Source organism: Staphylococcus sp. FSL K6-0223 (assembly GCF_038008285.1).
Genome location: NZ_JBBOYX010000003.1, coordinates 204,387 through 231,131, shown reverse-complemented (window position 1 = coordinate 231,131; position 26,745 = coordinate 204,387). Strand labels below are relative to the sequence as shown.

Annotated in this window: 26 protein-coding genes; 22 read left to right on the top strand and 4 right to left on the bottom strand. The window is 32.4% G+C overall.

Annotation, left to right across the window (positions count from 1 at the left end):
* The first annotated feature begins 253 nt into the window (after window positions 1-253).
* The 5 genes from MHI13_RS18355 (at window position 254) to MHI13_RS18335 (ending at window position 4,478) form a co-directional block, all read left to right on the top strand.
* Entirely contained in the window at window positions 254-1,192 is a 939-nt protein-coding gene (locus tag MHI13_RS18355; RefSeq protein WP_064210666.1) for a type I phosphomannose isomerase catalytic subunit, read from the top strand.
* A 62-nt stretch (window positions 1,193-1,254) separates the two neighbouring features.
* Complete coding sequence (locus tag MHI13_RS18350; RefSeq protein WP_002453738.1) at window positions 1,255-1,485, top strand: hypothetical protein; 231 nt, start codon at window positions 1,255-1,257, stop codon at window positions 1,483-1,485.
* 238 nt (window positions 1,486-1,723) lie between these two features.
* On the top strand, window positions 1,724-3,100 hold the full coding sequence (locus MHI13_RS18345; protein WP_340761766.1) for an EVE domain-containing protein: 1,377 nt from the start codon (window positions 1,724-1,726) through the stop codon (window positions 3,098-3,100).
* A 267-nt stretch (window positions 3,101-3,367) separates the two neighbouring features.
* Entirely contained in the window at window positions 3,368-3,778 is a 411-nt protein-coding gene (locus MHI13_RS18340; RefSeq protein WP_047796531.1) for a thiol-disulfide oxidoreductase DCC family protein, read from the top strand.
* Window positions 3,779-4,031: 253 nt separating this feature from the next.
* On the top strand, window positions 4,032-4,478 hold the full coding sequence (locus tag MHI13_RS18335; RefSeq protein WP_002435760.1) for a Dps family protein: 447 nt from the start codon (window positions 4,032-4,034) through the stop codon (window positions 4,476-4,478).
* Between the two features lie 136 nt (window positions 4,479-4,614).
* Here MHI13_RS18335 and deoD read toward each other — a convergent pair whose 3' ends face one another.
* Window positions 4,615-5,325 carry a purine-nucleoside phosphorylase gene (gene deoD, locus MHI13_RS18330; protein ID WP_002453735.1) on the bottom strand — a complete coding sequence of 237 codons (711 nt, stop codon included), beginning with the start codon at window positions 5,323-5,325 and terminating at the stop codon, window positions 4,615-4,617.
* A gap of 292 nt (window positions 5,326-5,617) precedes the next feature.
* Here deoD and deoC point away from each other — a divergent pair, with 292 nt between their 5' ends.
* The 5 genes from deoC to MHI13_RS18305 all read left to right on the top strand — a co-directional run bounded on the left by deoC (window position 5,618) and on the right by MHI13_RS18305 (window position 10,111).
* Complete coding sequence (gene deoC, locus MHI13_RS18325) at window positions 5,618-6,280, top strand: deoxyribose-phosphate aldolase (RefSeq protein WP_002435874.1); 663 nt, start codon at window positions 5,618-5,620, stop codon at window positions 6,278-6,280.
* A 26-nt stretch (window positions 6,281-6,306) separates the two neighbouring features.
* A complete protein-coding gene (locus tag MHI13_RS18320; RefSeq protein WP_340761763.1) occupies window positions 6,307-7,608 on the top strand; it encodes a pyrimidine-nucleoside phosphorylase in 1,302 nt (433 codons plus the stop codon).
* A 12-nt stretch (window positions 7,609-7,620) separates the two neighbouring features.
* Window positions 7,621-8,811 carry a phosphopentomutase gene (gene deoB / locus MHI13_RS18315; RefSeq protein ID WP_002453732.1) on the top strand — a complete coding sequence of 397 codons (1,191 nt, stop codon included), beginning with the start codon at window positions 7,621-7,623 and terminating at the stop codon, window positions 8,809-8,811.
* On the top strand, window positions 8,808-9,158 hold the full coding sequence (locus MHI13_RS18310) for a DoxX family protein (protein WP_340761760.1): 351 nt from the start codon (window positions 8,808-8,810) through the stop codon (window positions 9,156-9,158). Before deoB ends, MHI13_RS18310 begins: the two co-directional genes overlap by 4 nt.
* Before the next feature lie 110 nt (window positions 9,159-9,268).
* The gene (locus MHI13_RS18305) at window positions 9,269-10,111 is read left to right on the top strand and encodes an NmrA family NAD(P)-binding protein (protein WP_064210662.1); all 843 of its coding nucleotides are present in this window, start codon (window positions 9,269-9,271) and stop codon (window positions 10,109-10,111) included.
* A 78-nt stretch (window positions 10,112-10,189) separates the two neighbouring features.
* Here the strand turns inward: MHI13_RS18305 and MHI13_RS18300 are convergent, their stop codons facing one another.
* On the bottom strand, window positions 10,190-10,660 hold the full coding sequence (locus MHI13_RS18300; RefSeq protein ID WP_064210661.1) for an S-ribosylhomocysteine lyase: 471 nt from the start codon (window positions 10,658-10,660) through the stop codon (window positions 10,190-10,192).
* 351 nt (window positions 10,661-11,011) lie between these two features.
* Here MHI13_RS18300 and MHI13_RS18295 point away from each other — a divergent pair, with 351 nt between their 5' ends.
* The 3 genes from MHI13_RS18295 to MHI13_RS18285 all read left to right on the top strand — a co-directional run bounded on the left by MHI13_RS18295 (window position 11,012) and on the right by MHI13_RS18285 (window position 14,242).
* Window positions 11,012-12,196: a M20 family metallopeptidase gene (locus MHI13_RS18295; RefSeq protein WP_002435805.1), complete on the top strand. Its 1,185-nt coding sequence runs from the start codon at window positions 11,012-11,014 to the stop codon at window positions 12,194-12,196.
* Complete coding sequence (gene ldmS, locus MHI13_RS18290) at window positions 12,196-13,386, top strand: L-aspartate--L-methionine ligase LdmS (RefSeq protein WP_064210660.1); 1,191 nt, start codon at window positions 12,196-12,198, stop codon at window positions 13,384-13,386. Before MHI13_RS18295 ends, ldmS begins: the two co-directional genes overlap by 1 nt.
* Before the next feature lie 190 nt (window positions 13,387-13,576).
* Entirely contained in the window at window positions 13,577-14,242 is a 666-nt protein-coding gene (locus MHI13_RS18285) for a DUF2750 domain-containing protein (protein WP_002469798.1), read from the top strand.
* An 86-nt stretch (window positions 14,243-14,328) separates the two neighbouring features.
* Here the strand turns inward: MHI13_RS18285 and coaW are convergent, their stop codons facing one another.
* Window positions 14,329-15,126, bottom strand: coding sequence for a type II pantothenate kinase (coaW, locus tag MHI13_RS18280; protein ID WP_002435515.1), 798 nt, complete (start codon window positions 15,124-15,126; stop codon window positions 14,329-14,331).
* A gap of 223 nt (window positions 15,127-15,349) precedes the next feature.
* Between coaW and MHI13_RS18275 the strand changes: the two genes are divergently transcribed.
* The 3 genes from MHI13_RS18275 (at window position 15,350) to MHI13_RS18265 (ending at window position 18,797) form a co-directional block, all read left to right on the top strand.
* Complete coding sequence (locus MHI13_RS18275; protein WP_023351346.1) at window positions 15,350-16,210, top strand: GNAT family N-acetyltransferase; 861 nt, start codon at window positions 15,350-15,352, stop codon at window positions 16,208-16,210.
* 147 nt (window positions 16,211-16,357) lie between these two features.
* Window positions 16,358-16,894, top strand: coding sequence for a DNA-directed RNA polymerase subunit delta (gene rpoE, locus MHI13_RS18270; RefSeq protein WP_064210659.1), 537 nt, complete (start codon window positions 16,358-16,360; stop codon window positions 16,892-16,894).
* 295 nt (window positions 16,895-17,189) lie between these two features.
* Window positions 17,190-18,797, top strand: a complete 1,608-nt coding sequence (locus MHI13_RS18265; protein ID WP_340761755.1) for a CTP synthase — start codon at window positions 17,190-17,192, stop codon at window positions 18,795-18,797.
* Window positions 18,798-19,138: 341 nt separating this feature from the next.
* On the opposite strand, the gene MHI13_RS18260 is transcribed toward MHI13_RS18265, so the two are convergent.
* The gene (locus MHI13_RS18260; RefSeq protein WP_002435809.1) at window positions 19,139-19,660 is read right to left on the bottom strand and encodes a DUF2529 domain-containing protein; all 522 of its coding nucleotides are present in this window, start codon (window positions 19,658-19,660) and stop codon (window positions 19,139-19,141) included.
* Window positions 19,661-19,880: 220 nt separating this feature from the next.
* Here MHI13_RS18260 and fdaB point away from each other — a divergent pair, with 220 nt between their 5' ends.
* The 6 genes from fdaB (at window position 19,881) to MHI13_RS18230 (ending at window position 26,584) form a co-directional block, all read left to right on the top strand.
* Window positions 19,881-20,741: a class IIb fructose-bisphosphate aldolase FdaB gene (gene fdaB / locus MHI13_RS18255; RefSeq protein WP_002435762.1), complete on the top strand. Its 861-nt coding sequence runs from the start codon at window positions 19,881-19,883 to the stop codon at window positions 20,739-20,741.
* A gap of 547 nt (window positions 20,742-21,288) precedes the next feature.
* Window positions 21,289-22,548, top strand: coding sequence for a UDP-N-acetylglucosamine 1-carboxyvinyltransferase (locus MHI13_RS18250; protein ID WP_002453720.1), 1,260 nt, complete (start codon window positions 21,289-21,291; stop codon window positions 22,546-22,548).
* Between the two features lie 89 nt (window positions 22,549-22,637).
* On the top strand, window positions 22,638-22,970 hold the full coding sequence (locus tag MHI13_RS18245; RefSeq protein WP_002435794.1) for a winged helix-turn-helix transcriptional regulator: 333 nt from the start codon (window positions 22,638-22,640) through the stop codon (window positions 22,968-22,970).
* Between the two features lie 191 nt (window positions 22,971-23,161).
* Window positions 23,162-24,589, top strand: coding sequence for an aldehyde dehydrogenase family protein (locus MHI13_RS18240; RefSeq protein WP_064210657.1), 1,428 nt, complete (start codon window positions 23,162-23,164; stop codon window positions 24,587-24,589).
* Window positions 24,590-24,891: 302 nt separating this feature from the next.
* Entirely contained in the window at window positions 24,892-26,208 is a 1,317-nt protein-coding gene (gene rho, locus MHI13_RS18235; protein ID WP_002435787.1) for a transcription termination factor Rho, read from the top strand.
* A 118-nt stretch (window positions 26,209-26,326) separates the two neighbouring features.
* Window positions 26,327-26,584: a type B 50S ribosomal protein L31 gene (locus MHI13_RS18230; RefSeq protein ID WP_002435494.1), complete on the top strand. Its 258-nt coding sequence runs from the start codon at window positions 26,327-26,329 to the stop codon at window positions 26,582-26,584.
* The last annotated feature ends 161 nt before the right edge of the window (window positions 26,585-26,745 follow it).

Here is a 26,745-nt window from a genome sequence, read left to right as displayed (position 1 = left end):
TTTTATTCAAAAAATTCGGTACTTCTTTAGATTTTGAAATGTGGTACAATCATAAATAGTGATAATGAAAAATAATGGATATAACTTAAAATTAGGGAACTCAATACATAATTATTAAATTGACTGTTGTCTCTTTAGAAATATAGAAACTACTTATAACAAAGTGAAAAAATGTCTTTAAGGAGATAAGTATACTTAAGTTAACTTTAGAATGATAGATTAAGTTGACGTTTAAGATAATGGAGGTGTAATGATGCCGTTATTTTTAAAGCCTATTTTTCATGAAAAGGTTTGGGGTGGAAGTAAACTCCAACAATTTGGATATCATCTTCCAAATGAGCATATAGGTGAGTGTTGGGGAGTATCCGCACATCCGAATGGTAAGAGTGAAATTCTCAATGGACCTTATGCGGGGCAGACACTAGATCAAGTTTGGAACGACCATAGAGAACTATTTGGCGAGTTTCCAAGTAAAGATTTCCCTTTAATGGCTAAAATTGTTGATGCTGAGGCACCTTTATCAATACATGTTCATCCTGATGATTCATATGCTTATGAAAATGAAAATGGTCAATATGGCAAGTCCGAATGTTGGTACATTATCGAAGCGGAGGAAGATGCTGAAATTACCATTGGCACTAAAGCATCATCTCGTGAAGAATTTGAACAACAAATAAAGGAAGGCAAGTTCCAAGAAAACTTAAGAAAGATTAAAGTTAAACCTGGAGACTTTTATTTTATTCCTGCTGGCACAATTCATTCTATAGGCGCTGGAATCATGGCATATGAGACAATGCAGTCATCTGACGTATCATATAGAGTATATGACTATGATCGTAAACTTAATAACAATGAACAACGGACACTAAATGTCTCTAAAGCATTAGACGTAATGGAGTACTCTAGTGAACTGCCAAGTATTGTACCTCAGAACGAAGTGATAGAGAATCACAATTGCACCCACGTAGTGTCTAATGACTTCTTTACTATAGTAAAATGGGAAATTTCATGTACATTAAATTATATGAAGCCACGTGAATTTTGCTTAATTTCTGTATTAGAAGGTAATGGTAAAATTATTATTGATGGTGAAATTTTTGAGATTGAAAAGGGAACTAATTTTGTTTTAACATCTGAAGATTTAGATAGCGTATTCGAAGGTGATTTTACGCTTATAATTAGTTATATTTAAACTTGATTAAAAATAAATTGCTAGTAATTATATAGAGATTAATCATACAAGGAGCGTTAGTTTTGAAGCAATTTTTATATATTTCTCTCATTTGTGGAATGATTTCAGGAGCTGGAATATTTTTACATATGCCACATTACCCTACATTAATTCTACCGAGAGTTGTAGCAATTGTAGGTATTATTAGTGCTTTGATTACGATTAAAGATAAAGATATTAATGCTATGCTTAAATTAGGTGGAGTAATGATTAACGTCATTCCGTTATTAGGTAGCATGATTACACCTCATTAATAAAGTTGTTTATTAATAGGTTATGTAAATGTTTATTAAAAGTTTTAATGACTTTTTATTCGAAGCTAAGACAGATGAGTTGTCTTAGCTTCTTTTTCTTAAAATGATAAAAACAGCTAATTGTTAGAGAATATTGAAAATGTGTGATAAAAATTATGATAAAATGGATTTAAAATTTGTATCAAAGTATTCGTAATACACATTTATTTAAATTATAGGTTAGATAAGGAGTATCATAATGACTGAGGAAATTAACTATTTTTGGCTAAATTGTGGTTATAATAGATGGAATCATAATGAACCCCTTGTAGGTCAAACAACTTTATTTGAATCGGGTGCACATTTCAATCCTTCTCAAGGATTTCGTGCTTTTAAAAAGGCCAAAGCAGGAGATCAAGTCATCTTTTATCAAGTACAAACTGATTCTGGTTTATTAGGTATTGGCGAAATTATAAGTGTTCAAGCAGGTGCTCAAAATAAAATCAGAGTAGAATTTAAATTCAATGAAGAACTGAAATCATTGACGACCGACTATTTAAAACGAAGTGAAGCTTTAGATTTTCGTATGAATAATATGAAAGAAACGTTGTTTAATCAAATTAAACAATCAGAATTTGATTTAATTGTAAGTTTAGGAAAAGGGGAAACTAAAATCCCAAGATACTTTTTATTATCTGAAACAGATGACTTTGAACCAGGTAAAAATTATACAATTTTTACGCATACTTACAATGGAATAAAAAGAAATGGTTATCACTTCTATACACAACTTGAAGTTGGAGATAATATTATTATCTATAATAAAGAAAAAGATCAATCAGTAGTAGGTATCGGCGAAGTGTCTCGTCATATTCATGAGAAACCTCCAATTCCAGGTAGAACGAATAGTACGGCTATAGAAATCTTGTATGGCAAGAATATTAACCCAATTTCTTTAGGTCATTTAAATAAACATCAGAAATTAAAGAATTTATATTTCTTACAAGAAAATGCTAAACAAGCTATCGCGAGTATGTCACAAACACAATATGATGCTATATTAGAAATGAGTGACAATAATGGTATTAAAAATCCATTCGAGACTGTTCAAAAATCAGAAGTCACTGAATATCAAAATGATAATTCACTCAAACCATTTATATTATTAGTTGTTGATAGAAAAGAAGAAGGCTTAAAAGCAGCTAATGATTTATTACAAAAAACAAATGCAAATCCTGTCATTACTAGTGGACATCCTGATTTTACAGAGGATATGTTATATGGCAAATATTTACCAAATGAATCAGGCGCTCTATATTATCGCGAAGGATTTATTACGCAATTAATGCCTACCAAAGATAAAAATTATTTAGTTATTGATAATTTTAATCGTATCAATCCAGATATCTTCCAAACGTACATTAATGTATTAGAAGGTTATGAGGTGACATTACCTAGGTACAATAAAGATGGAAGTATGATTAAATGGTCTAAGAACAAAGATTCCTTCTATCACTTTAATCCTAATTGGCATATTATTGGTGTAACATATGATTCTATAGAGGACATTAAACAGAAGTATTCTCAACAGTTTCTTAAGTATACGCGCATTGTACGCGTTAATCATTCAGAGTAAGTTAGTTTAATAGAACATTTTAATTAAATTTTAGAAATTAAATTTGAAATGACTCTCCTCAAACTCTTTACGTTAATAAGTGAAAGTTTTGAGGGGAGCTTTTTATGTTTTAAAGATTCTTAATCGCCATTAAGTTAAATACAAATGCTTTTATTTCAATTAATTAAAATTACTAAAGAAATGTTTGTAAATGAGGAGGCGGCCGTGTTTATGATGTTTTGAAAAAAGGAAATGTAATTGTAAGAGTTAATAAAGGAGGTATTTAATATGCCTATTATATATTATGACGGTAATTGCATTTATTGTTATAATTATGCGATTTGGCTTATTCAAAATGGACTTTCTAAGAGCTATGAGTTCGCAACTATAAAAGGTGAGATTGGCGAACAATTTTTTAATCAACACCCCGAAGCCAAAAATAGAAATAGTGTAATTTTGCAAAAAGGTGAGCATTTAGAATATAAATCAGACGCGATTGCTACGCTTATTACTTCGTTGCCAAACAATAAAAAATGGTTAGGTATAGGTCTAAGAGTACTGCCGAAACCAATACGTGATTTAGGTTATAATTTATTTGCTAATAATAGAGATAAAATGTGGAAGACACACTGGCATAAGCCTACTGAATATGAAAAATCATTCTTTTTAGATGATAATGCTAAAATCAAGTTAACTTAATTGATAATTTTGACTACTAATTGATAATATATAGGTGGAAGTCAAAAAGTAAAAATAACTTTCAATATTAGAAAATATTAGAATTTGTATGTAATGAGTTCATTGATCAATACAAATAAGCATCGTCATAATTTCGACAACAATTTGAAATAATTATAAATAAAAGTGTGATTTTGCTTTACAGATTATAATTATTATAATATAATAATTATTGTAATCAAGGAAAGCTGATTAATTAAGGAGTGTATTTTAAATGAGTAATCAACAAGATGTAGTAAAAGAATTAAATCAACAAGTAGCAAACTGGACAGTAGCATACACAAAATTACACAATTTCCATTGGTACGTAAAAGGACCAAACTTCTTCTCATTACACACTAAATTCGAAGAACTTTATGATGAAGCTAGCCAATATGTAGATGATTTAGCAGAAAGAATCTTAGCTATTGGTGGTAACCCGATCGGTACTTTAACTGAAAGTTTAGATAAATCAATTGTTAAAGAGGCTGGAAAAAATTATGCAGCTGAACAAATGGTAGAAGAACTTTCACATGATTTCACTAATATTTCTAAACAATTAGAACATGCAATTGAAGTAGCAGGTAATGCAGGTGATGATGTATCAGAAGATATGTTTATTGGCATGCAAACTTCAGTTGATAAACATAATTGGATGTTACAATCTTATTTAGGCAAATAATTTGATAGACAACGTTTTAAAAAATAAATTTGGACATAATTGCTAAAAATAATAGCAGTAAGAAGATTTCAATTAGAATCTTCTTACTGCTACTTTTATTTTCAACACTAAGTACTAGTGTTGAACCTTTAATATTTTATTCAGCGATTTCAAGTGCAATTTCCATCATTTGAGTGAATGATGTTTGTCTTTCTTCTGCACTTGTAGCTTCATCACGTAAAATATGGTCACTAACTGTGAAGACGCCAAGTGCTTTTTTGCCTGCATTGATGGCATTTAAATATAAACCTGCAGACTCCATTTCAATTCCTAATATACCCATTTTTTTCCATGCATCGTTAAATGTTGCATCTGCATTATAAAAAGTATCAGATGATAATACATTTCCCACATGTGAAGTAGCACCAATTTCGTCTGCTGCTTTTTTAGCTTTAGTAATTAAGTCAAAATCAGCAATCGGCGCAAAATGTCCAGGAATATTAAATTGATCTACATAATTTGAATTTGTTGATGCAGCTTGAGCAATAATTACATCATATAAATTAACATCCTCTTGAAGTGCACCACATGAACCCACGCGAATAATTGTTTCTACATCAAAGAAATTATATAACTCATAAGAGTAAATACCAATACTTGGAATTCCCATTCCTGACCCCATAACTGAGATTTCTTTACCTTTATAAGTTCCTGTGTAACCAAACATGTTGCGTACTTCATTAAACTGTTCAACATTTTCTAAGAAGTTATCCGCAATATATTTAGCACGTAGCGGGTCACCAGGCATTAATACAGTTTTAGCAATTTTTACACCATTTGGTTGAATATGAGGTGTACCATTCGTCATAAGTTATCTTCTCCTTATTATTTAAGTTATCAATATAGATTAAAAAGCTTTATATCACAATATAAGATAACATTTGTTTATCTTTTATGCGAATTTTTGTACTATATAATTGTAAGTAAATATTATGTGATTATTAACTAAGTGTGAAGCTGTATAACAAATTAAATTAAAATTTAGTGACTTCTAGACACATTTTTCTGTCATCTTCAGAAGTATACCAGGACTTATATTTGTATGCTAGTTCCATTCTTAGTAAGCAGTTACATATATTTTGAAAAATGGAGGAACGGAAATGAACGTAGCAAAATATATAGATCATACTTTACTAAAACCTGATTCAACTAGAGAACAAATTGATAAAATTCTTGAAGAAGCTAAAAAGTATCAATTCAAATCAGTGTGCATTAATCCAACTCATGTTAGTTATGCAAGTCAACAATTACTAGATACAGATGTACTTGTGTGTACTGTAATCGGATTTCCATTAGGGGCAACTACGACTGACGTAAAGGTCTTCGAAACTGAAAATGCAATTAAAAATGGTGCTTCAGAAATAGATATGGTTATTAATATTGGGGCTTTAAAAGATCAACGCTATGATGAAGTGCAAAAAGATATTGAGGGTGTTATCGCAGCTGCTAATGGAAAAACAGTTAAAGTGATAATTGAAACAGTACTTTTAACTGATGAAGAAAAAGTTAAGGCTTGTGAATTAGCTGAAAAAGCAGGCGCTACTTTTGTTAAAACATCTACAGGATTTGCTGGTGGGGGAGCTACACCAGAAGACGTCAAATTAATGAAAGATACTGTAGGCAACCGCTTAGAAGTAAAAGCATCTGGAGGAGTGAGAAGTCTAGAAGACTTTGAAAAAATGATTGAAGCAGGTGCGACAAGAATTGGTGCAAGTGCGGGAGTCCAAATTATAGAGGGTCTTGATTCCAACTCAGATTATTAAAAGATTCATTTAAGGGAATGATTTTTATGAGAATGATAGATATTATTGAGAAAAAACGTGACGGACATGCGCTAACAGAAAAAGAGATTGAATTTTTTATTAATGGTTATACGAAAGGTGACATCCCTGATTATCAAGCTTCGAGTTTAGCTATGGCCATCTTTTTCCAAGACATGAATCAAGAAGAAAGAGCAGCAATGACGATGGCAATGGTTAATTCAGGAGATAAGATTGATTTATCTCAAATTAAAGGCGTAAAAGTGGATAAGCACTCTACTGGTGGTGTAGGAGATACGACAACATTAGTATTAGCGCCTTTAGTAGCGTCATTGGGTGTACCAGTAGCTAAAATGAGTGGTCGTGGTTTAGGTCATACTGGAGGAACGATTGATAAATTAGAATCAGTAAATGGTTTTAATGTAGAGATAAGTGAACAAGAATTTATTAAACTTGTTAATGAAGATAAAGTTGCTGTGATAGGTCAATCTGGAAATTTAACACCAGCTGATAAAAAACTATATGCACTAAGAGATGTTACGGGTTCTGTTAATTCTATTTCATTAATCGCGTCATCAATTATGAGTAAAAAAATCGCAGCTGGTGCAGATGCAATTGTTCTTGATGTAAAAACCGGGAGCGGTGCTTTCATGAAAACATTAGAGGAAGCAGAAGCATTAGCACATGCAATGGTAAGTATAGGTAATAATGTAGGTAGAAATACTATGGCGATTATTTCTGATATGAGCCAACCATTGGGTCGTGCAATTGGTAATGCTTTAGAATTAAAAGAAGCGATTGAGACACTAAAAGGCCAAGGGCCAAAAGATTTAACGGAACTTGTATTAACATTAGGCTCACAAATGGTAGTGTTAGCTCAAAAAGCGCAATCATTAGAAGAAGCACGTCAAATGCTTGAGGAAGCTATTCAATCAGGTAAAGCTTTAGAGAAATTTAAAACCTTTATTAGTCACCAAGGTGGTGATTCGTCTATTGTTGATGACCCAGATAAGTTGCCTCATGCGAAGTATCAAATTCATTTTCAAGCGAAAAAGGATGGCGTGATTACCAAGATAGTTGCAAATGAAATCGGTGTTGCTTCAATGATGCTTGGTGCAGGACGTCAAACGAAAGAAGATAAAATTGATTTAGGTGTAGGGATTGTTCTAAATAAAAAAGTTGGGGATTCTGTCAAAGAAGGAGACAATATTCTCACAATTCATAGCAATAAAGAAAATGTTAATGAAATATTAGACAAATTAGACGAGAGTATTACAATTGAAGAAAAAGGTGAAATACCAACCTTAATTCACAAAATTATAACCGAGTAGGAGATGTAAAGAATGACTACAGCGTTTAATCGAATCCATCTTATCGTTATGGACTCAGTAGGTATTGGTGAGGGTCCGGATGCGGCTGCATTTAAAGATGAGGGTTCTCATACACTCAAACACACTTTAGAAGGATTTAATCAAGAACTTCCAAATTTACAACGACTTGGATTAGGAAATATTGATTCTTTACCAGTAGTTTCTAAGGTTGAAAAACCAGGTGCATTTTATACAAAATTGAGCGAAGCTTCAGTTGGTAAAGATACAATGACTGGGCATTGGGAAATTATGGGTTTAAATATTATGCAACCATTTAAAGTATATCCTAATGGTTTCCCAGATGAACTTGTTAAGGAAATTGAAGAGATGACAGGACGTAAAGTTGTTGCGAATCGTCCCGCTTCAGGTACTCAAATCATCGATGAGTGGGGCGAACATCAAATGAAGACAGGCGACTTAATTGTTTACACAAGTGCTGACCCTGTACTTCAAATTGCTGCTCATGAAGATATCATTCCACTTGATGAATTATATGATATATGTGAAAAAGTTCGTGAATTAACTAAAGACCCTAAGTATTTAATTGGACGTATTATTGCAAGACCATATGTAGGTGAACCTGGCAACTTTACACGTACATCAAATCGCCATGATTATGCATTGAAACCTTTTGGTAAAACAGTGATGAATACGTTACAAGATAATGATTACGATGTCATTGCTATTGGTAAAATTAATGATATTTATGATGGTGAAGGTGTGACAGAAGCCATTCGTACCAAAAATAATATGGATGGTATGGACAAACTCATTGAAGTAGTACAAAAAGACTTTAAAGGGATTAGTTTCTTAAATTTAGTAGACTTTGATGCGCTTTATGGTCACCGACGAGATAAAGAAGGCTATGCTCAAGCTATTAAAGACTTTGATAATCGTTTACCGGAATTAATTGAACACTTACAAGAAGACGATTTAGTGATTATTACAGCTGATCACGGAAATGACCCAATAGCCGATGGTACGGATCATACACGCGAATATATACCAGTATTAATGTTTAGTCCTAAGATTAATCAGTATCATGAACTATCTCAAGACACGACATTTAGTTCAATCGGTGCTACAATTGCAGATAACTTCAACGTAGAATTACCAGAATACGGTAAAAGTTATTTAAAAGAAATGGGAGTTGAACACAAATGAAATTCTTAAGATTTCTATTAGGAATCGCATTTGGAACAGCTGGCGTATTACATTTTACGAATGAACGTCAATTTAGAAATATTGTTCCAGATTATTTACCTTTACAAAAAACAGCTGTATTAGTTACAGGTGTTTTTGAAATCTTCTTTGGAATGATGCTATTAATTCAAAGACTAGCAAGTTGGTCGAAGAAAGGAATTAACTTATTCCTATTAGCAGTATTCCCTGCAAATATTTATATGGCACGTAAAAAATTACCATTGGGTGATAAAGAAGTTCCTAAATGGGCACTTTATTTAAGATTACCATTACAATTTGTATTAATGGGTATTGTTAAGAAACTATAATTCATTATTGAACTACAACTGCTATTGAGTAGTTGTAGTTTTATTTATTTTTAAATGGGAAAAACCATGCATCATTAAATAATGAAAAAGATAAAAGGGAGTTTATTTAAATGATAGTTATTACAGGTGCAACGGGTACATTAGGAAGAATTGTAGTAGAAGAAGCTTTAAAAGTATATCCCGCAAATGAATTGGGAGTAAGCGTGAGAGATGCTTCAAAAGCACAAGACTTAGCTGATAAAGGTGTAAGTGTAAGGGAGGGCGATTTCAAAAAGCCAGAAACTTTAAAACAAGCCTTTGAAAACGCGGATCAATTATTAGTTATCTCAGGAAATGGACAAGGTGATGAACTTGTTGAAGCTCATAAAAACGTGATTGAAGCAGCTAAAGAAATTGGTGTCAACCGTATACTATATACTAGTCAAATTGGAAGTGCGCCTCAATCACACTTCCAACCTATGGTAGATCATTATAAAACTGAGCAAATGTTAGAAGAAAGTGGTTTGAACTTTATTGCTTTTAGAAACGGTTTCTATTCAGCAAATGGTCAGCAATTTTTCTTAGGTGGATTACAAGATAATCAACTTAAATTACCTAAAGATGGTCCGGTAAACTGGACAACACATGAAGACTTAGCAGAAGGTATGGTTAAGATTTTACAAGATGAGCAATTTAAGGAACGTTACCCTCAGCTAACAGCATCACGCACATTAACAATGGAAGATATAGCAAAAGAATATAAACAAGATGGCATCGAAAGAGTGATTATTAGTAACGATGAATATAAAGAAACTTTAGGATTTATACCTAACTTATCTGAAGAAATGAAACAAATGTTTGTCGATATTTTCGAAGCAAGTGTTGATGGTGATTTTGATAAATCTTCTTCTTTATTGGAAGATTTATTGGGACGTAAACCTCAAGATATCGTTGAAATTCTAAATAATAAATAATTATGCAGTAAAAGAAAGACTCTAGATCATCTTGCGATAAGCAAGTAAATCTAGAGTCTTATTTAATATTAAATTCATTTATTTTCCCGTACCGTAAATATCATTCCATTGGTCGCGTTTATTTAAGAAAGCTTGAGCAATTTCTTTAGCACCTTCTAATGAATGGCTTGCTGCCCATCCACATTGCACTTCATTACAAGCTGGCACTTCTGTAGCATTTAAGACATCGTTCAATGTCTTTTCAACAATATTTAAAACATCATCATAATCGTCATGATTAATAAATGATACATAGAAACCAGTTTGGCAACCCATAGGACTTAAATCAACAACTTTATCAGTGTGATTTCTAATGTTTTCGGCCATTAAGTGTTCTAAAGAATGTAAACCAGGCATTTCCATATGTTCTTTATTAGGTTGTTTGAAACGGATATCATATTTATGGATAATATCTCCATTCAATCCTTCCATCGTACCCGCTAAACGGATAAATGGTGCAACAACTTTAGTATGATCTAAATTAAAACTTTCAACGTTCATTTTAGGCATGATTGTGTCCTCCTTATTGCAATTACGCAATTTATTGTTCATTTCAATAATTTGATTGTAACAATCCTCGATGTGAATGACAATTTTGAAAAAAGTAGCAAAGCAATTAGCGTTTGAATTGTAAGAAAATTGTGTATATATGTTAAAAAGTAATGACAACAATTATTTATTCCGATAGAATAAGTAATAATTAAATTGAGGAAAGTGAAAAAAGCTAGTGTATGTTAGAAAAAAGTTAGTTATCTTTCCTCATCTTTAAGTAATAGTTTTGAGTAATAGTCATTAAATAATGAGTATGAATAAAGTATAAACTGAATTAAGCTAGTAAGGTTTTCAAGGGAGTTAGGTACAATGAGTGCAAAACAAGAGATATTAGATTTTATAGAAAATAAAAAATATGATTATGTTGAAATCAGTCATCGTATACATGAGCGCCCTGAACTAGGAAATGAAGAAATATTTGCGTCAAGAACGTTAATCGATATTCTAAAATTGCATGAATTCGAAATAGAAACAGATATTGCTGGACATGCTACAGGTTTTATTGCCTCATACGAGTCTGATAAACCAGGTCCTACAATTGGTTTCTTAGCAGAATATGATGCACTACCTGGACTAGGACATGCATGTGGTCACAATATTATTGGAACAGCAAGCGTTTTAGGGGGTACAGCTTTAAAACAAGTTATAGACGAGATAGGTGGTAAAGTTGTTGTACTAGGATGTCCGGCTGAAGAAGGTGGAGAAAATGGTTCTGCTAAAGCGTCTTATGTTAAAGCAGGCATTATAGAAGATATAGATGTTGCGCTCATGGTACATCCAGGTAATGAAACATATCGTACCATCAACACTCTGGCAGTGGATGTATTAGATATTCAATTCTATGGACGAAGTGCTCATGCTTCTGAAAATGCAGACGAAGCACTTAATGCCCTTGATGCTATGATTTCTTATTTCAATGGTGTTGCACAGTTAAGACAACATATAAAAAAGGGACAACGTGTACATGGCGTTATATTAGATGGTGGGAAAGCTGCAAATATTATACCTGATTATACACATGCTCGTTTTTATACCAGAGCTACATCTCGTAAAGAACTAGATGTATTAACAGAAAAGGTGAAGGAAATTGCGCGTGGGGCAGCCATTCAAACAGGTTGTGATTATGAATTTGGTCCCATTCAAAACGGTGTAAATGAATTTATCAAATCGCCTAAATTAGATGACTTATTTGAAAAGTATGCTGAAGAAATGGGAGAGGAAGTCATTAATGATGACTTCGGTTATGGTTCAACAGATACGGGTAACGTGAGTCACATAGTTCCGACTATTCATCCTCATATTAAAATTGGTTCACGTAATCTTGTAGGGCATACACATCGTTTCAGAGAGGCGGCTGCAAGTGTTCATGGTGATCAAGCTTTAATAAGAGGAGCTAAAATCTTAGCCTTAATGGGCTTAGAATTAATTGAAAATGAGAAGTTATTCAATGAAATTGTTGAAGAACATACTCATATAAAGGGGCATGTTAAATAATGAATGAAAAAGTATATGGTCCGATGTTGACTTTAAGTGATTTATACAATGATGATGTGGTTTATACATCTAGACCTTCATATATCTCTAATCCATGGTTAAAACCTGATGAACATCAATCTAATTTTTTAACTGGAAGAGAATTACTCATCGCTAATCGCTTTCCAGTTATTGTGCATGAGGCAAGTGTTACTGAGAAATTAGCATACCTATTTGAATTAGTAGGAAAGCAAATTCCAACTCACATTTACAAGTTTAATAATAAAGAGACATATGAAGAATTATTACAAACTTTAGCTCATAAAGATGGTAAGAAAATTTATTTTCAATATATACATGATGAAGATATTTTAGAGAAAGAGTATTATGCACTTAATAAAGACATATTTGTTGCTTTAAATAATAAATCAAGGATACCTGAATGGACGAACAACAAATATTTACCTGATAGAGAGATTGTACCTATAGAAGAATTTGAAACTCGAATTAAGTCTTGGTCTTATCCATTCGTAATTAAACCCGGAGATGACTTACCTACAGCAGGTGGCTATGGTGTAATGATTTGCTACAATGATCAAGATTTAGAACAAGCTAAAATTCGCATTAAAGAAGCCACTGAAGCTACAGATTATTTAATAATTGAACAAAAAATTGAAGCGGTTAATAACTACTGCGTTCAATATGCTTATGATCCTGATTTGGGAATTAAATATTTAGGTACAGCCCAACAACTAACGAATGAGTATGGTTTTTATAACGGGAATGAAAATGTTAATGATGTACCTGAGCATGTCATTGATGCCGGCAAAGAAATTATGGAGATAGGTGTGAGTAAAGGATTCTTTGGGGTTGCTGGATTTGATTTGTTAGTAGATAAAAATAATGACGTCTTTGCAATTGATTTGAATTTTAGACAAAATGGTTCAACAAGTATGTTGTTGCTCGCAAAGGATTTAGCAAAAGGATATCATAAATTTTATAGTTATTTTTCTAACGGTGATAATACACATTTTTATAATACAATTATTAAATATATAAAGAAGGGTGTTCTTTATCCACTTTCATATTATGATGGCGATTGGTATGGCAAAGATAAAGTGAATTCTCGATTTGGATGTATATGGCACGGATCAAGTAAAGAAGAAATTATTCAGCATGAAAATGAGTTTATTAAAGAATTAGGTTTATAAGTCATACTCGACAAATGCAAATAGATATTTAGTAAAATTTATATTTTCGAAATTTTCAGAAATAACCAGATTTAATTACAGGATATAACGAAATAATATTATTAATTGTACACGATTGACTATCAATTATTAGTCGTTTAACATTTAAATTGACACACTATACGAATAACTAATGAATTGAGGGTTTGACATGTCGTACAAATATGAAGCATTTTTCAAGGATATTTTAATAAACGAATATATTTATTTTGCTTCAAAAAATAAGAAGTTAGTAAGGTTAAATCAAAAAGAACAATCTTATATTGCTATGTGGACAGATGAAGCTATGGCTGAATCATATTTATCTCAACATTCTATAGATTATGATAAGGTTGTTCGAGCTGATATTGACAGATTCGTCACTTATGAATTAGATGATTTATTTGATGAAGGTGATGAAATCTTAGTTAATGTAAATAATGAAGAAGATGGACAACTAGTGGATGTTATTAAAATGACTGATGAATTGATGTCAGAACTTGATGACATCAGAATTAAAGAATTTGTTAAAGATGTAGCTAAATACGATGAAGTTTATGGTTTAACTAATAAAAATGAGAAAAACTTTGTCATGATTAGTGATGATGAACATCAAAAACCTCATATTATGCCGGTTTGGAGTATTAAAAATCGTGCGTCTAAGGTACGAGATGAAGATTTTGAGGAATGTGAAATTATCGAAATTGAAGGTAAAGTTTTTGGAGAATGGTTAGATAAGTTACGTGATGATGATAAAGCAGTAGCTATTGACTTAAAACCTGGAGTCGTGGGCACAGTTGTATCTGCACAAAAATTATCTAACGAAATAACTTTTTAACTTATTAAATAATGACAACGGTAGTGAATGGGAAAATTAATTTTAAAAAATTATTTTCCTTTAACTCACTACCGTTGTTTTATTATTTACAAATGTAAAGCACCTAGTGCACCTGAAAATGCACCATTTTCAATATAATAAGGTTTAAAACCTCTCAATACTGTATAATTTTCAATTACTTCACGTAGTAAATTATTATTATTAAATGATGAACCTATATATACTACATTTTCGGTTTGATACTCACGGGCTAAGGTAATAGCCATTGTTGTAATGACTTCACCAACTACACCAATCACTGATGAAAGCTTATCTGCGGATGAGAAATTGTTATCTAGGTGATGTAACACATTCCCAAAGTTTGCAGCAGTTAAATCTCCTGAAATAGGTGGTTCGCTGTCTTTGTATATATGTTTGACTTTTAAATCAATAGAATCCCGGTCGCCTTTTTGTGCTAAATTAGTAAGCTCTGTATAGTCAGTAATATTTGATAACAAGTAACCTAACCCTTGAATCATACCGCCACCGGTACCTACACCACCCACACGTTGTTGATCCTGACCATTAAAATAGTGCAATGAAGTCCCTGTACCAACATTAGCAAATATGTAAGTATCAATATGATGACCTTGTTCTTCTAACAATATACGCAACCCTCTGGACGATGCATCAAATTCAACATAGCTTTGTGCTGAAATTTTGATATGCTCAGCAATGACGCCAGCATTACCACCAGTTAAGTTAAGCGACTCAATGTCTTCATTATTTAGCCAGTCAATGACTTTATCAATATTTGTTGTAAGTTCTGTTCGATAAAAGCGTTCATTACCTTGTTCTTGAACTATCTTTATTAATGTACCTCCGGCATCAATACCTACCTTCATTTGACTCTCACTCCACATTAAAAATATGTCACTCACTATAGTATATTAAAATCTCTGAAAAACAAGCATTATTTAAATAAATTTAAATTTAAGGTTGTTTAATTTCTTAATAGGGTAATGCTATTGTAAGATAAATTTTCAAAAAGAAAATTGAGCTAAATAGTAATCAATATTTATTTCATATATAATAGAAGTTGTAATTAACGAATAGGGGATTAAATAAATGTTTATCAAAAAAGAATTTGAAGGTATTACAGTCCAAGTGTTTGAAGAAAAGTATCGTGAAGCAGTGAATGAATTTAAATTAAGTGAGAGACAGCAGATTTATTCCTCATTACCTAAAACAGTTTTGGATGATGCTTTAAATGATGAAAACAGAGTAGCCAATATTGCAATGAATCAAGAGGGACAAGTGGTGGGATTCTTTGTCTTACATCAATATTATCAACATGAAGGCTATGATACACCTGAAAATGTCGTTTATGTTCGATCTCTATCAGTAAATGAGAAATATCAAGGTCATGGTTATGGAACGAAGATGATGATGTTCTTACCTCAATATGTGCAAGAATTATTCCCAGATTTTAATCATTTGTATCTAGTAGTTGATGCTGAAAATAAAGGAGCGTGGAACGTTTATGAACGCGCTGGCTTTATGCACACTGCTACCAAAGAGGAAGGCCCTATTGGTAAAGAACGACTCTATTATTTAGACTTAGATTCTAAACATGTTTCTTCACTTCGCTTAGTTGAAAGCGAAACTTCAAATGAGGCTAATATTCATGTAATTAATTTACTTAAAGATAATGAAAAAGTTGGATTTATTGCTATTGAACAGATTGAAGATAGAATGAGAATTTCAGCAATAGAAGTTAATAAAGAGCATCGTAACGAAGGTATAGCGGAAAGTGCTCTAAGACAATTGCCAACTTATATTCGTAAACATTTTGATGATATCAAGGTTTTGGCTATAACGTTATATGGAGAGAATAATGAATTAAAACCTTTGTGTGATAATAGTAATTTTGTGGTTATTGAAGAAGCTGAAGACTATGTTCTATTTGAAAAGTATATCAACTACTAGACTATCAACTGAAAGTTTACATCAATTGAACTATGAGTAGTGATTGCGAAATCAGTAGTTGTCATTTATAATTTATTTTTGTTACTATTAATTAATGAAAATTTGACGTTTAAATAAGAGAAAAATCCTTTGAAAGGAAGTATTTTAATGAAAATTCAAGATTACACAAAAGAAATGGTTGATGAGAAGTCATTTATCGATATGGCTTACACTTTATTAAATGATAAACAAACAACAATGAATTTATACGATATTATCGACGAGTTCAAATCTCTAGGTGGTTATGAGTATGATGATATTGAGAATCGTGTTGTTCAATTCTATACTGACCTTAATACAGATGGTCGTTTCTTAAATGTCGGCGAAAATCAATGGGGACTTCGCGATTGGTACTCTGTAGACGATATTGAAGAAAAGATTGCACCTACAATTCAAAAATTTGATATTCTTGATGACGATGATGAAGAAGATCAAAACCTTAAATTATTAGGTGAAGATGACATTGATGAGGACGATGATATTCCTGCTGAAACTGAAGATCAAGAAACTTTAAATGATCCAGAAGACGAAGAAGTAGAAGAAGAAATCAATGATTCAGATATCGTGATTGAAGAAGATGACGATGATGATATTGCTGAAGAGGAAGAAGAAGAATTTGAAGATGAGGAAGATTTCAACGACTAATTCTTATTTTCTGAACTTTAAAGTGGGACTTTTATTTTTAATTAAAAGATGATAGAATTTTATTCGGGCTCCTTTAATTAGGACACGTGTATTAACTAGATACGCTCCCCCTTACAATTGTTGTGAGAGGGAGCGTTTTTTTATTTTTAAATGACTAAATATTTTAAAGTGAACAGAATTGTAGAGTAATTTAAAATCTATAAACATGTCATATCATGGTCGTCATGTTACTCACAATTTTAATTAATATAATAACAACGAGGTAGCAACCCTAAATTATACAGGAGGTCAGACAATGACAAAATTTATTTTTGTAACAGGCGGAGTAGTGTCATCATTAGGAAAAGGGATTACGGCCGCTTCTCTAGGAAGATTGCTTAAGGATAGAGGTCTTAAAGTTACAATTCAAAAATTTGATCCATATTTAAATGTGGATCCAGGTACTATGAGTCCATATCAACATGGTGAGGTATTTGTAACTGATGATGGCGCAGAAACCGACTTAGACTTAGGTCACTATGAGCGTTTCATCGATATTAATTTGAATAAATATTCTAATGTGACTGCAGGTAAAGTATACTCTCATGTATTAAAGAAAGAACGACGTGGTGATTACTTAGGTGGAACAGTACAAGTTATCCCACATATTACAAATGAAATTAAAGAAAGATTATTATTAGCTGGAGAAAGTACAAACGCTGACGTTGTTATTACAGAAATAGGTGGTACGACTGGTGATATTGAATCACTTCCATTCTTAGAGGCAATTCGTCAAATAAGAAGTGATTTAGGTCGCGATAATGTAATGTATGTACATTGTACTTTATTACCTTACATTAAAGCAGCAGGTGAAATGAAGACGAAACCCACTCAACACAGTGTGAAAGAATTACGTGGTTTAGGAATTCAACCTGATTTAATTGTTGTTAGAACAGAATACGAAATGACTCAAGATTTAAAAGATAAAATTGCATTATTCTGTGATATAAACAAAGAAAGCGTGATTGAATGTCGCGATGCTGAATCACTTTATGAAATTCCACTTCAATTAAGTGACCAAGATATGGACGATATCGTCATTAAACGTCTACAATTAAACGCTAAGTATGAAACTCAACTTGATGAGTGGGAACACTTATTAGATACTGTAAATCATCTTGATGGCAAGATTACAATAGGATTAGTTGGTAAATATGTTAGCTTACAAGACGCATATTTATCAGTTGTTGAATCATTAAAACATGCTGGCTATCCATTCAAGAAAGATGTTGTTGTTAAATGGATAGATTCAAGCGAAGTGACTGATAATAACGTTGAAAGTTATTTATCTGACGTTGATGGTATCTTGGTTCCAGGTGGTTTCGGTTTCCGTGCAAGTGAAGGTAAAATTTCAGCTATTAAATACGCCCGTGAAAACAACATTCCTTTCTTTGGAATTTGTTTAGGTATGCAACTTGCTACTGTTGAATATGCACGTAATGTTTTAGGGTTAGAGGGCGCTCATTCAGCTGAATTAGATCCAAGTACACCATACCCAATCATTGATTTACTACCTGAACAGAAAGATATTGAAGATTTAGGTGGTACACTTCGACTTGGTTTATATCCTTGTCATATTAAAGAAGATACACTTGCAGAATCTATTTATTCTAAAAATGACATCGAAGAACGTCATCGTCATCGTTATGAATTTAACAATGAATTTAGAGAGCAATTAGAAGATAAGGGAATGGTATTCTCAGGTACAAGCCCTGATGGACGTTTAGTAGAGATTGTTGAAATTCCGGAAAATGACTTCTTCATTGCATGTCAATTCCACCCTGAATTCTTATCAAGACCCAACCGTCCTCAACCAATCTTTAGATCATTTATTGAGGCTTCACTTAAATATCAACAACAATAATCGTTAATTGATTATATTTAAAATTTAGATAAATAAGTATTAAAACCAAAGCAGTAAGAAGATTGATAACAATCTTTTTACTGTTTTTTTATCTGTATATTGTGTCGTGTGCTTTCACATTCTTAAGAGGCTACTTTTACAAATAAACAGACTATATAAATAAAGTACTTTTAAAATAAAAAAAGAGATTGCTAATTTTTTATAGCAATCTCAATTATTTTTTAAGTGTATCTTGAGTTAATGTTTAAAATAATGAAGTGTATAAATTTATGAAAATTTAATATGAATAGAGATAAGTTTGATACCTGATTATATAGTTTGCGCAAATGTAGAAGCTTAAGTTATAGATTTAAATCTCGTGTCATCTCTATCATTTGAGTGTAAATTTCATAATATACATAATTAAATGCCATCGCATGAGGTTGAACAATCTTATCGTAATCTTCAGTATAAACAATAGGTCTAGGTGTTGAAAGGTTAACGTAATGCATTAAATGTTCTGGAAAATCATCACGTTTTGGATTGTTACAAACTAATACAAAATCGACATCTAATTCAATTAAACGTTGAACGTCTTGCTCTACATCCTCATTGTAAAAAGGTGAGAATAAAAACACTCTATCTGTAGAATCAATTTCACTCATAGATTTTAAGTCATCTAGTGAACGGCTTGATTCGAGCTTTTCATTACTATTCAATACAAAAGCTTCATAAAATTTTAAATCTTCATATCCTTTAACGTAAACATACCCCTCACCGCCAATAGCTTGTATTAAACATTGTGCTGCCATTTGTATATCTAATGCTTGCTTTTCAAGCCTATTAAAGATACCAGTCAATTGAGTATTTAGAATTTTTGACATGATTTTCCTCCATTCTTTTCAATAAAACATTTTAAATAATACACTAGAGTAATGCAATATTTGACTGATTGTTAAAATGAATGCGGTTGCAACAGTTTAAAATCTAAGGATTGTGAAAATTATTAATATTATATAAAGTATTCGAATGCATTAACTATGTATTTTTGATATAATGATTTTTGAAAAATACGTGCACTTATGCACTCAAGGAGGAACTTTCATGCCTTTAGTTTCAATGAAAGAAATGTTAATTGATGCGAAAGAAAACGGTTATGCAGTTGGTCAATACAACTTAAATAACCTTGAGTTTACACAAGCTATTTTAGAAGCTTCACAAGAAGAGAATGCACCTGTTATTTTAGGTGTATCTGAAGGTGCTGCTCGTTATATGAGTGGTTTCTACACTGTAGTAAAAATGGTTGAAGGTTTAATTCACGATTTAAACATTACAATTCCAGTTGCAATTCACTTAGACCATGGTTCAAGCTTCGAAAAATGTAAAGAAGCGATTGATGCTGGATTCACTTCAGTAATGATTGACGCTTCACACAGTCCATTCGAAGAAAATATTGAAATTACTTCTAAAGTAGTTGAATATGCACATGAAAGAGGTGTTTCTGTAGAAGCTGAATTAGGTACGGTAGGCGGACAAGAAGACGACGTAGTAGCTGACGGCGTTATCTACGCTGATCCTAAAGAATGCCAAGAATTAGTTGAAAAGACTGGCATCGACACTTTAGCACCTGCATTAGGTTCAGTTCATGGACCTTACAAAGGTGAACCAAAATTAGGATTTAAAGAAATGGAAGAAATTGGCGCTTCTACTGGATTACCATTAGTATTACATGGTGGAACTGGTATCCCAACTAAAGACATTCAAAAAGCAATTCCTTATGGTACTGCTAAAATCAATGTAAATACTGAAAACCAAATTGCTTCAGCTAAAGCTGTTCGTGATGTATTAAATAACGATAAAGATGTTTACGATCCTCGTAAATATTTAGGACCAGCTCGTGAAGCAATTAAAGAAACAGTAAAAGGTAAAATTAGAGAATTCGGAACTTCTAACCGAGCTAAATAATTTGATAAATCATTATCATAGACCATTGAACAAAGGTTTCAATGGTCTTTTTTATGGAATATTTTAGAAGATGAAGACTGATAGAATCCCCTTTTAATCAAGGTTTTAAAATGCATAACGACGGGAGTTTGCCACTAGTAAATGAGCTAGGCATGCATGAAATGACAATGAGTGAAAGGGTTTGTCTACAGTCTGAGCCCATTGAACAAAGGTTTCAATAGTCTTATTTATGCTATACTTGAATCAGAATGAAATTCATTTAAATGAATTTCCTCAAATTAATCAGATGTTACATAAAAATAAAAGATATATAAATCATAAATAAACAAAAATTTAACGATTAAGAAGTTGTATATGAGGTAATAGTCTAATATTAATTATTAGAGTATTATTATATAGCGAGAAACTTTGACACTATTTATGTGTAAAGTTGCTAAAATAACTTAACATTGATTAGATTTGAACTATTTTACAAACAAAGTAAAATTATTTTATAATGCTAATAATGTGAAATTTTAAAACGAAGGAAACAAAGGAGATAAATCATATGGTTCAAGAGGTAATAAAAATAAGAGGTGGACAAACACTAAAAGGAGAAGTAGAAATTAGTGGAGCGAAAAATAGTGCAGTAGCTATTATCCCCGCAACTTTATTAGCTCAAGGACATGTAAAGTTGGAAGGTCTTCCCCAAATCTCTGATGTAAAAACTTTAGTAAGTTTGTTAGAAGATTTAAATATTAAAACGACTTTAAAAGGCAAAGAATTGGATGTAGATACAACTGAAATTGAAAATGCGCCGTTACCTAATAATAAGGTTGAATCATTGCGTGCATCTTATTATATGATGGGAGCGATGCTAGGACGTTTTAAAAAATGTGTCATTGGGCTACCAGGTGGATGTCCATTAGGACCACGTCCTATTGATCAACATATAAAAGGTTTCAAAGCATTAGGGGCAGAAATTGATGAATCAAGCGATACTTCTATGAAAATTGAAGCTAAAGAATTAAAAGGTGCAAATATCTTTTTAGATATGGTTAGTGTTGGTGCTACAATAAATATTATGCTTGCTGCTGTACATGCTAAAGGTCAGACTGTCATTGAAAATGCAGCTAAAGAACCTGAAGTTGTAGATGTCGCTAACTTTTTAATGAGTATGGGAGCTAATATTAAAGGCGCAGGAACAACTACCATCAAAATTAATGGCGTGGAAGAGTTGCACGGTTCAGAATATCAAATTATTCCTGATAGAATTGAAGCTGGTTCTTATATGTGTATGGCTGCTGCTATGGGTGAAGAAGTTGTATTAAATAATATTGTACCTAAGCATGTAGAAGCGTTAACTGTTAAATTGAGAGAGCTTGGTGTTGATATCCAAATAGATGATGAGAAAGCAATTATTCGTAAACAATCACCATATAAAAATGTTGATATCAAAACTTTAGTTTATCCTGGCTTTGCTACGGATCTTCAACAACCTATTACACCTTTATTATTTATGACTAATGGGCCATCATTTGTTACAGATACCATTTATCCAGCTAGATTTAAACACGTTGATGAACTACAACGTATGGGCGCAAATATTTATGCTGATGAAGGTACAGCAACTATTAAACCTTCGCGTCTTGAAGGAACAGAAGTATATGCAAGTGATTTACGTGCCGGTGCATGTTTAATTACTGCGGGATTAATCGCTGAAGGTGTAACAACAATATTCAATGTAAAACATATATACAGAGGTTATACAAATATTGTTGAACATTTAAAATCACTCGGAGCAGATATTTGGACTGAAGAAATTTAAGGTTTTATGGTATAATATTTATATTAATAATTGGAAGACAAGAGAGAAATGCCTACAATTATAAGCATATTAAATGTGAGGTGAGGCAAATGGAAATCTGTCCATATCTTGAAGAAACCTTTAAAATTGTTGGTCGTAGTTGGAATGGGCTAATTATTAATTATTTATCAAGATGTGAAAGTCAATCAGCTCACTTTTCCGATATGAAAAGAGATCTAAAGACGATCACTCCTAGAGCTTTAAGCTTAAAATTAACCGACCTAGGAGAATGGAAACTAGTAGAGAAGCAAATTATTTCATCTAGCCCATTAGAAATTGTTTATCAATTGACTGATAAAGGACAAGCTTTAGCCGAAGCATTAAAGCCTATGGAAGCTTGGGCACAAAAATACGTTGAGTTAGAAGCAAATTCTTCAAAATAAATAAGACATGATGAACTGTTTATAAAGTAAAAAACTTTATAAGCAGTTTTTTATGTTGATGCAAAATGATGCTTTATAATTTCCAATATAAAATGAATTGAGCGTAATTCATTTTAGTGTTGCATATGTTTAAAGTAACGCTTTAAAGGATAGAATACACATATAACTTTTCTAAGGAGTGAAGATTTAATATGAGAAATTTCACTAAACAATATATTAATGGCGAATGGGTTGATAGTGCGAGTGGCGAAACAATTGACGTAATCAATCCTGCAACTGAAGAAGTGATGGGATCTGTAGCTAACGGGAATGAAGAAGATGTTAACAAAGCTGTTGAAGCGGCTGACAAAGTTTATTTAGAATTTCGTCATAGTTCAGTTGAAGAACGTAGAGACTTGTTAGATAAAATTGTAAAAGAATATGAAAATAGAAAAGACGATATTATCCAAGCGATTACAGATGAATTAGGTTCTCCATTATCTGTTTCTGAAAATGTTCACTATCAAATGGGACTAAATCACTTTACGGCAGCAAGAGATGCTTTAGATAATTTTGAATTTGAAGAGCAACGTGGAGATGATTTAGTAGTTAAAGAAGCTATTGGTGTCTCAGGATTAGTTACACCTTGGAATTTCCCTACTAATCAAACATCATTAAAATTAGCTGCTGCATTTGCTGCAGGTAGTCCAGTAGTTCTTAAACCTTCTGAAGAAACACCATTTGCAGCTATTATCTTAGCAGAAATCTTTGATAAAGTTGGCGTACCTAAAGGTGTATTCAATTTAGTTAATGGCGATGGTGAAGGAGTAGGAAATCCATTAAGTGAACACCCTAAAGTGAGAATGATGTCATTTACTGGTTCTGGCCCAACAGGATCTAAAATCATGGAAAAAGCCGCAAAAGACTTCAAAAAAGTGTCTCTAGAACTAGGAGGAAAATCTCCTTATATCGTTCTTGACGATGCTGATATCAAGGAAGCAGCTAAAGCTACAACTGGCAAAGTTGTTAATAACACTGGCCAAGTATGTACTGCAGGTACACGTGTACTTATACCTGAAAGCATTAAAGAAGATTTCTTAACAGCAGTTAAAGAAGAATTTAGCCAAGTTAAAGTAGGAAATCCTCGTGAAGATGGTACACAGGTCGGACCAATTATCAGCAAAAAACAATTCGATCAAGTTCAAGACTATATTGATAAAGGCGTAAATGAAGGTGCTGAATTATTCTACGGTGGCCCTGGTAAACCAGAAGGCCTTGATAAAGGTTATTTCGCACGTCCAACTATTTTCATCAATGTAGATAACCATATGACAATTGCTCAAGAAGAAATCTTCGGTCCAGTTATGTCAGTGATCACTTATAATGATTTAGATGAAGCAATTGAAATTGCTAATGATACTAAATATGGTCTTGCTGGCTACGTTATTGGTAAAGATCAAGAAACTTTACGTAAAGTAGCACGTTCAGTTGAAGCAGGAACTATTGAAATCAATGAAGCTGGTAGAAAACCTGACTTACCATTCGGCGGTTATAAACAATCAGGTTTAGGTCGTGAATGGGGCGACTATGGTATTGAAGAATTCTTAGAAGTTAAATCAATTGCTGGTTATTTTAAATAATTGAATAAATTAATTAAAACTTGCAATTAAACGATGCACGGAACTATATTAGTTCCGTGTTTTGTTTTTATTGTTATATTTTCTAAATTCATTTTGTAATTAAATTGAAAATTTGCTATAGTTATTCTAGTAATTAGAAGGTCATGACACATTTGAATATAAAATAAAGACGATAAGGCTTACTGAAATTATTAAATTTTACTCGCACATCTTAAAATTTAATAATTTCATTTAACGTCTATATTTAATATTTATATGTCAAAGTCTCGCAATATAAAAAATAATGAAATGGGTGCAAGTCTATGCCTGAAAGAGAACGAACATCTCCTCAGTATGAATCTTTCCACGAATTATACAAAAACAACACTACTAAAGAGCTCACTCAAAAAGCCAAATCTTTAAAATTAACAAATTATAGTAAATTAAATAAGAAAGAGTTAGTTTTAGCTATCATGGAAGCTCAAATGGAGAAAGATGGCAACTACTACATGGAAGGTATCCTTGATGATATCCAACAGGATGGGTATGGTTTCCTTAGAACCGTTAACTATTCTAAAGGTGAAAAGGATATATATATTTCTGCAAGTCAAATCCGACGTTTTGAGATCAAACGTGGAGACAAAGTAACTGGTAAAGTACGTAAACCGAAAGATAATGAAAAATATTATGGGTTACTTCAAGTCGATTTTGTGAATGATCAAAATGCAGAAGAAGTTAAAAAACGCCCTCATTTCCAAGCGTTAACGCCACTCTATCCGGAAGAAAGAATTTTATTAGAAACGCTTCCGACTAATTATTCAACTCGAATTATGGATTTAGTGACGCCGATTGGTTTAGGGCAACGTGGTTTAATTGTAGCGCCACCTAAAGCAGGTAAAACAAGTTTATTAAAAGAGATTGCTAATGCGATTGCTACAAATAAACCTGAAGCTCAACTTTTTATTTTACTAGTAGGTGAACGACCTGAAGAGGTAACTGATATTGAACGTTCAGTTGAATCAGCGGAAGTAGTGCACTCCACTTTTGATGAGCCGCCAGAACATCATGTCAAAGTAGCAGAATTATTATTAGAACGTGCTAAAAGATTAGTTGAAATAGGTGAAGATGTTATCATCTTAATGGATTCTATTACACGTTTAGCACGTGCTTATAACCTTGTAATCCCACCGAGTGGACGTACGCTATCTGGTGGTTTAGACCCTGCTTCACTGCATAAACCTAAAGCATTTTTCGGTGCAGCAAGGAACATCGAAGCAGGTGGTAGTTTAACCATATTAGCTACTGCACTTGTTGAAACTGGTTCAAGAATGGATGATATGATTTACGAGGAATTTAAAGGTACAGGTAACATGGAATTACACCTTGATCGTAAATTATCAGAACGCCGTATCTTCCCAGCAATTGACATTGGTCGTAGTTCAACACGTAAAGAAGAATTACTTATCTCGAAAGCTGAACTTGACTCATTATGGCAATTACGTAACTTGTTCACAGACTCTACAGACTTTACTGAACGTTTTATTCGCAAGTTAAAACGCTCTAAAAATAATAAAGACTTCTTTTCACAATTACAAAAGTCAGCAGAAGAAAGTACAAAGACAGGTAAACCAATTATCTAAGTTATCTTTGATAAAGGGTTGCGTTTTGATTTGATAACTATTATAATTACACAGTATTGGGTAAAAAACTCACAAATAACTCTGTTCCAGATGGTTCAGGGCAAAGGAGCTGAAAGAAATGAAACAAGGAATTCATCCTGAATACCACAAAGTTATCTTTTTAGATACTACTACAAACTTTAAATTCTTAAGTGGTTCTACTAAAACATCTTCAGAAACTATGGAATGGGAAGATGGAAATGAATACCCAGTTATTCGTTTAGACGTATCATCTGATTCACATCCATTCTATACTGGCCGTCAAAAATTCGCCGCTGCGGATGGTCGTGTGGAACGCTTCAACAAAAAGTTTGGTTTCAAATCAAACAACAACTAAATTTGAATTTCAACTGTCTACGTATCCATATAGGGAATGTAGACAGTTTTTTTATTTTTTAACCCTTTATTATGTGAGTAGATTTTGTTTTTACTTAATTTGTTTGTAAAATGAGAGTATCGTCGTTTAATTTAGAATAATACTTTGAAAATGCATTTAAC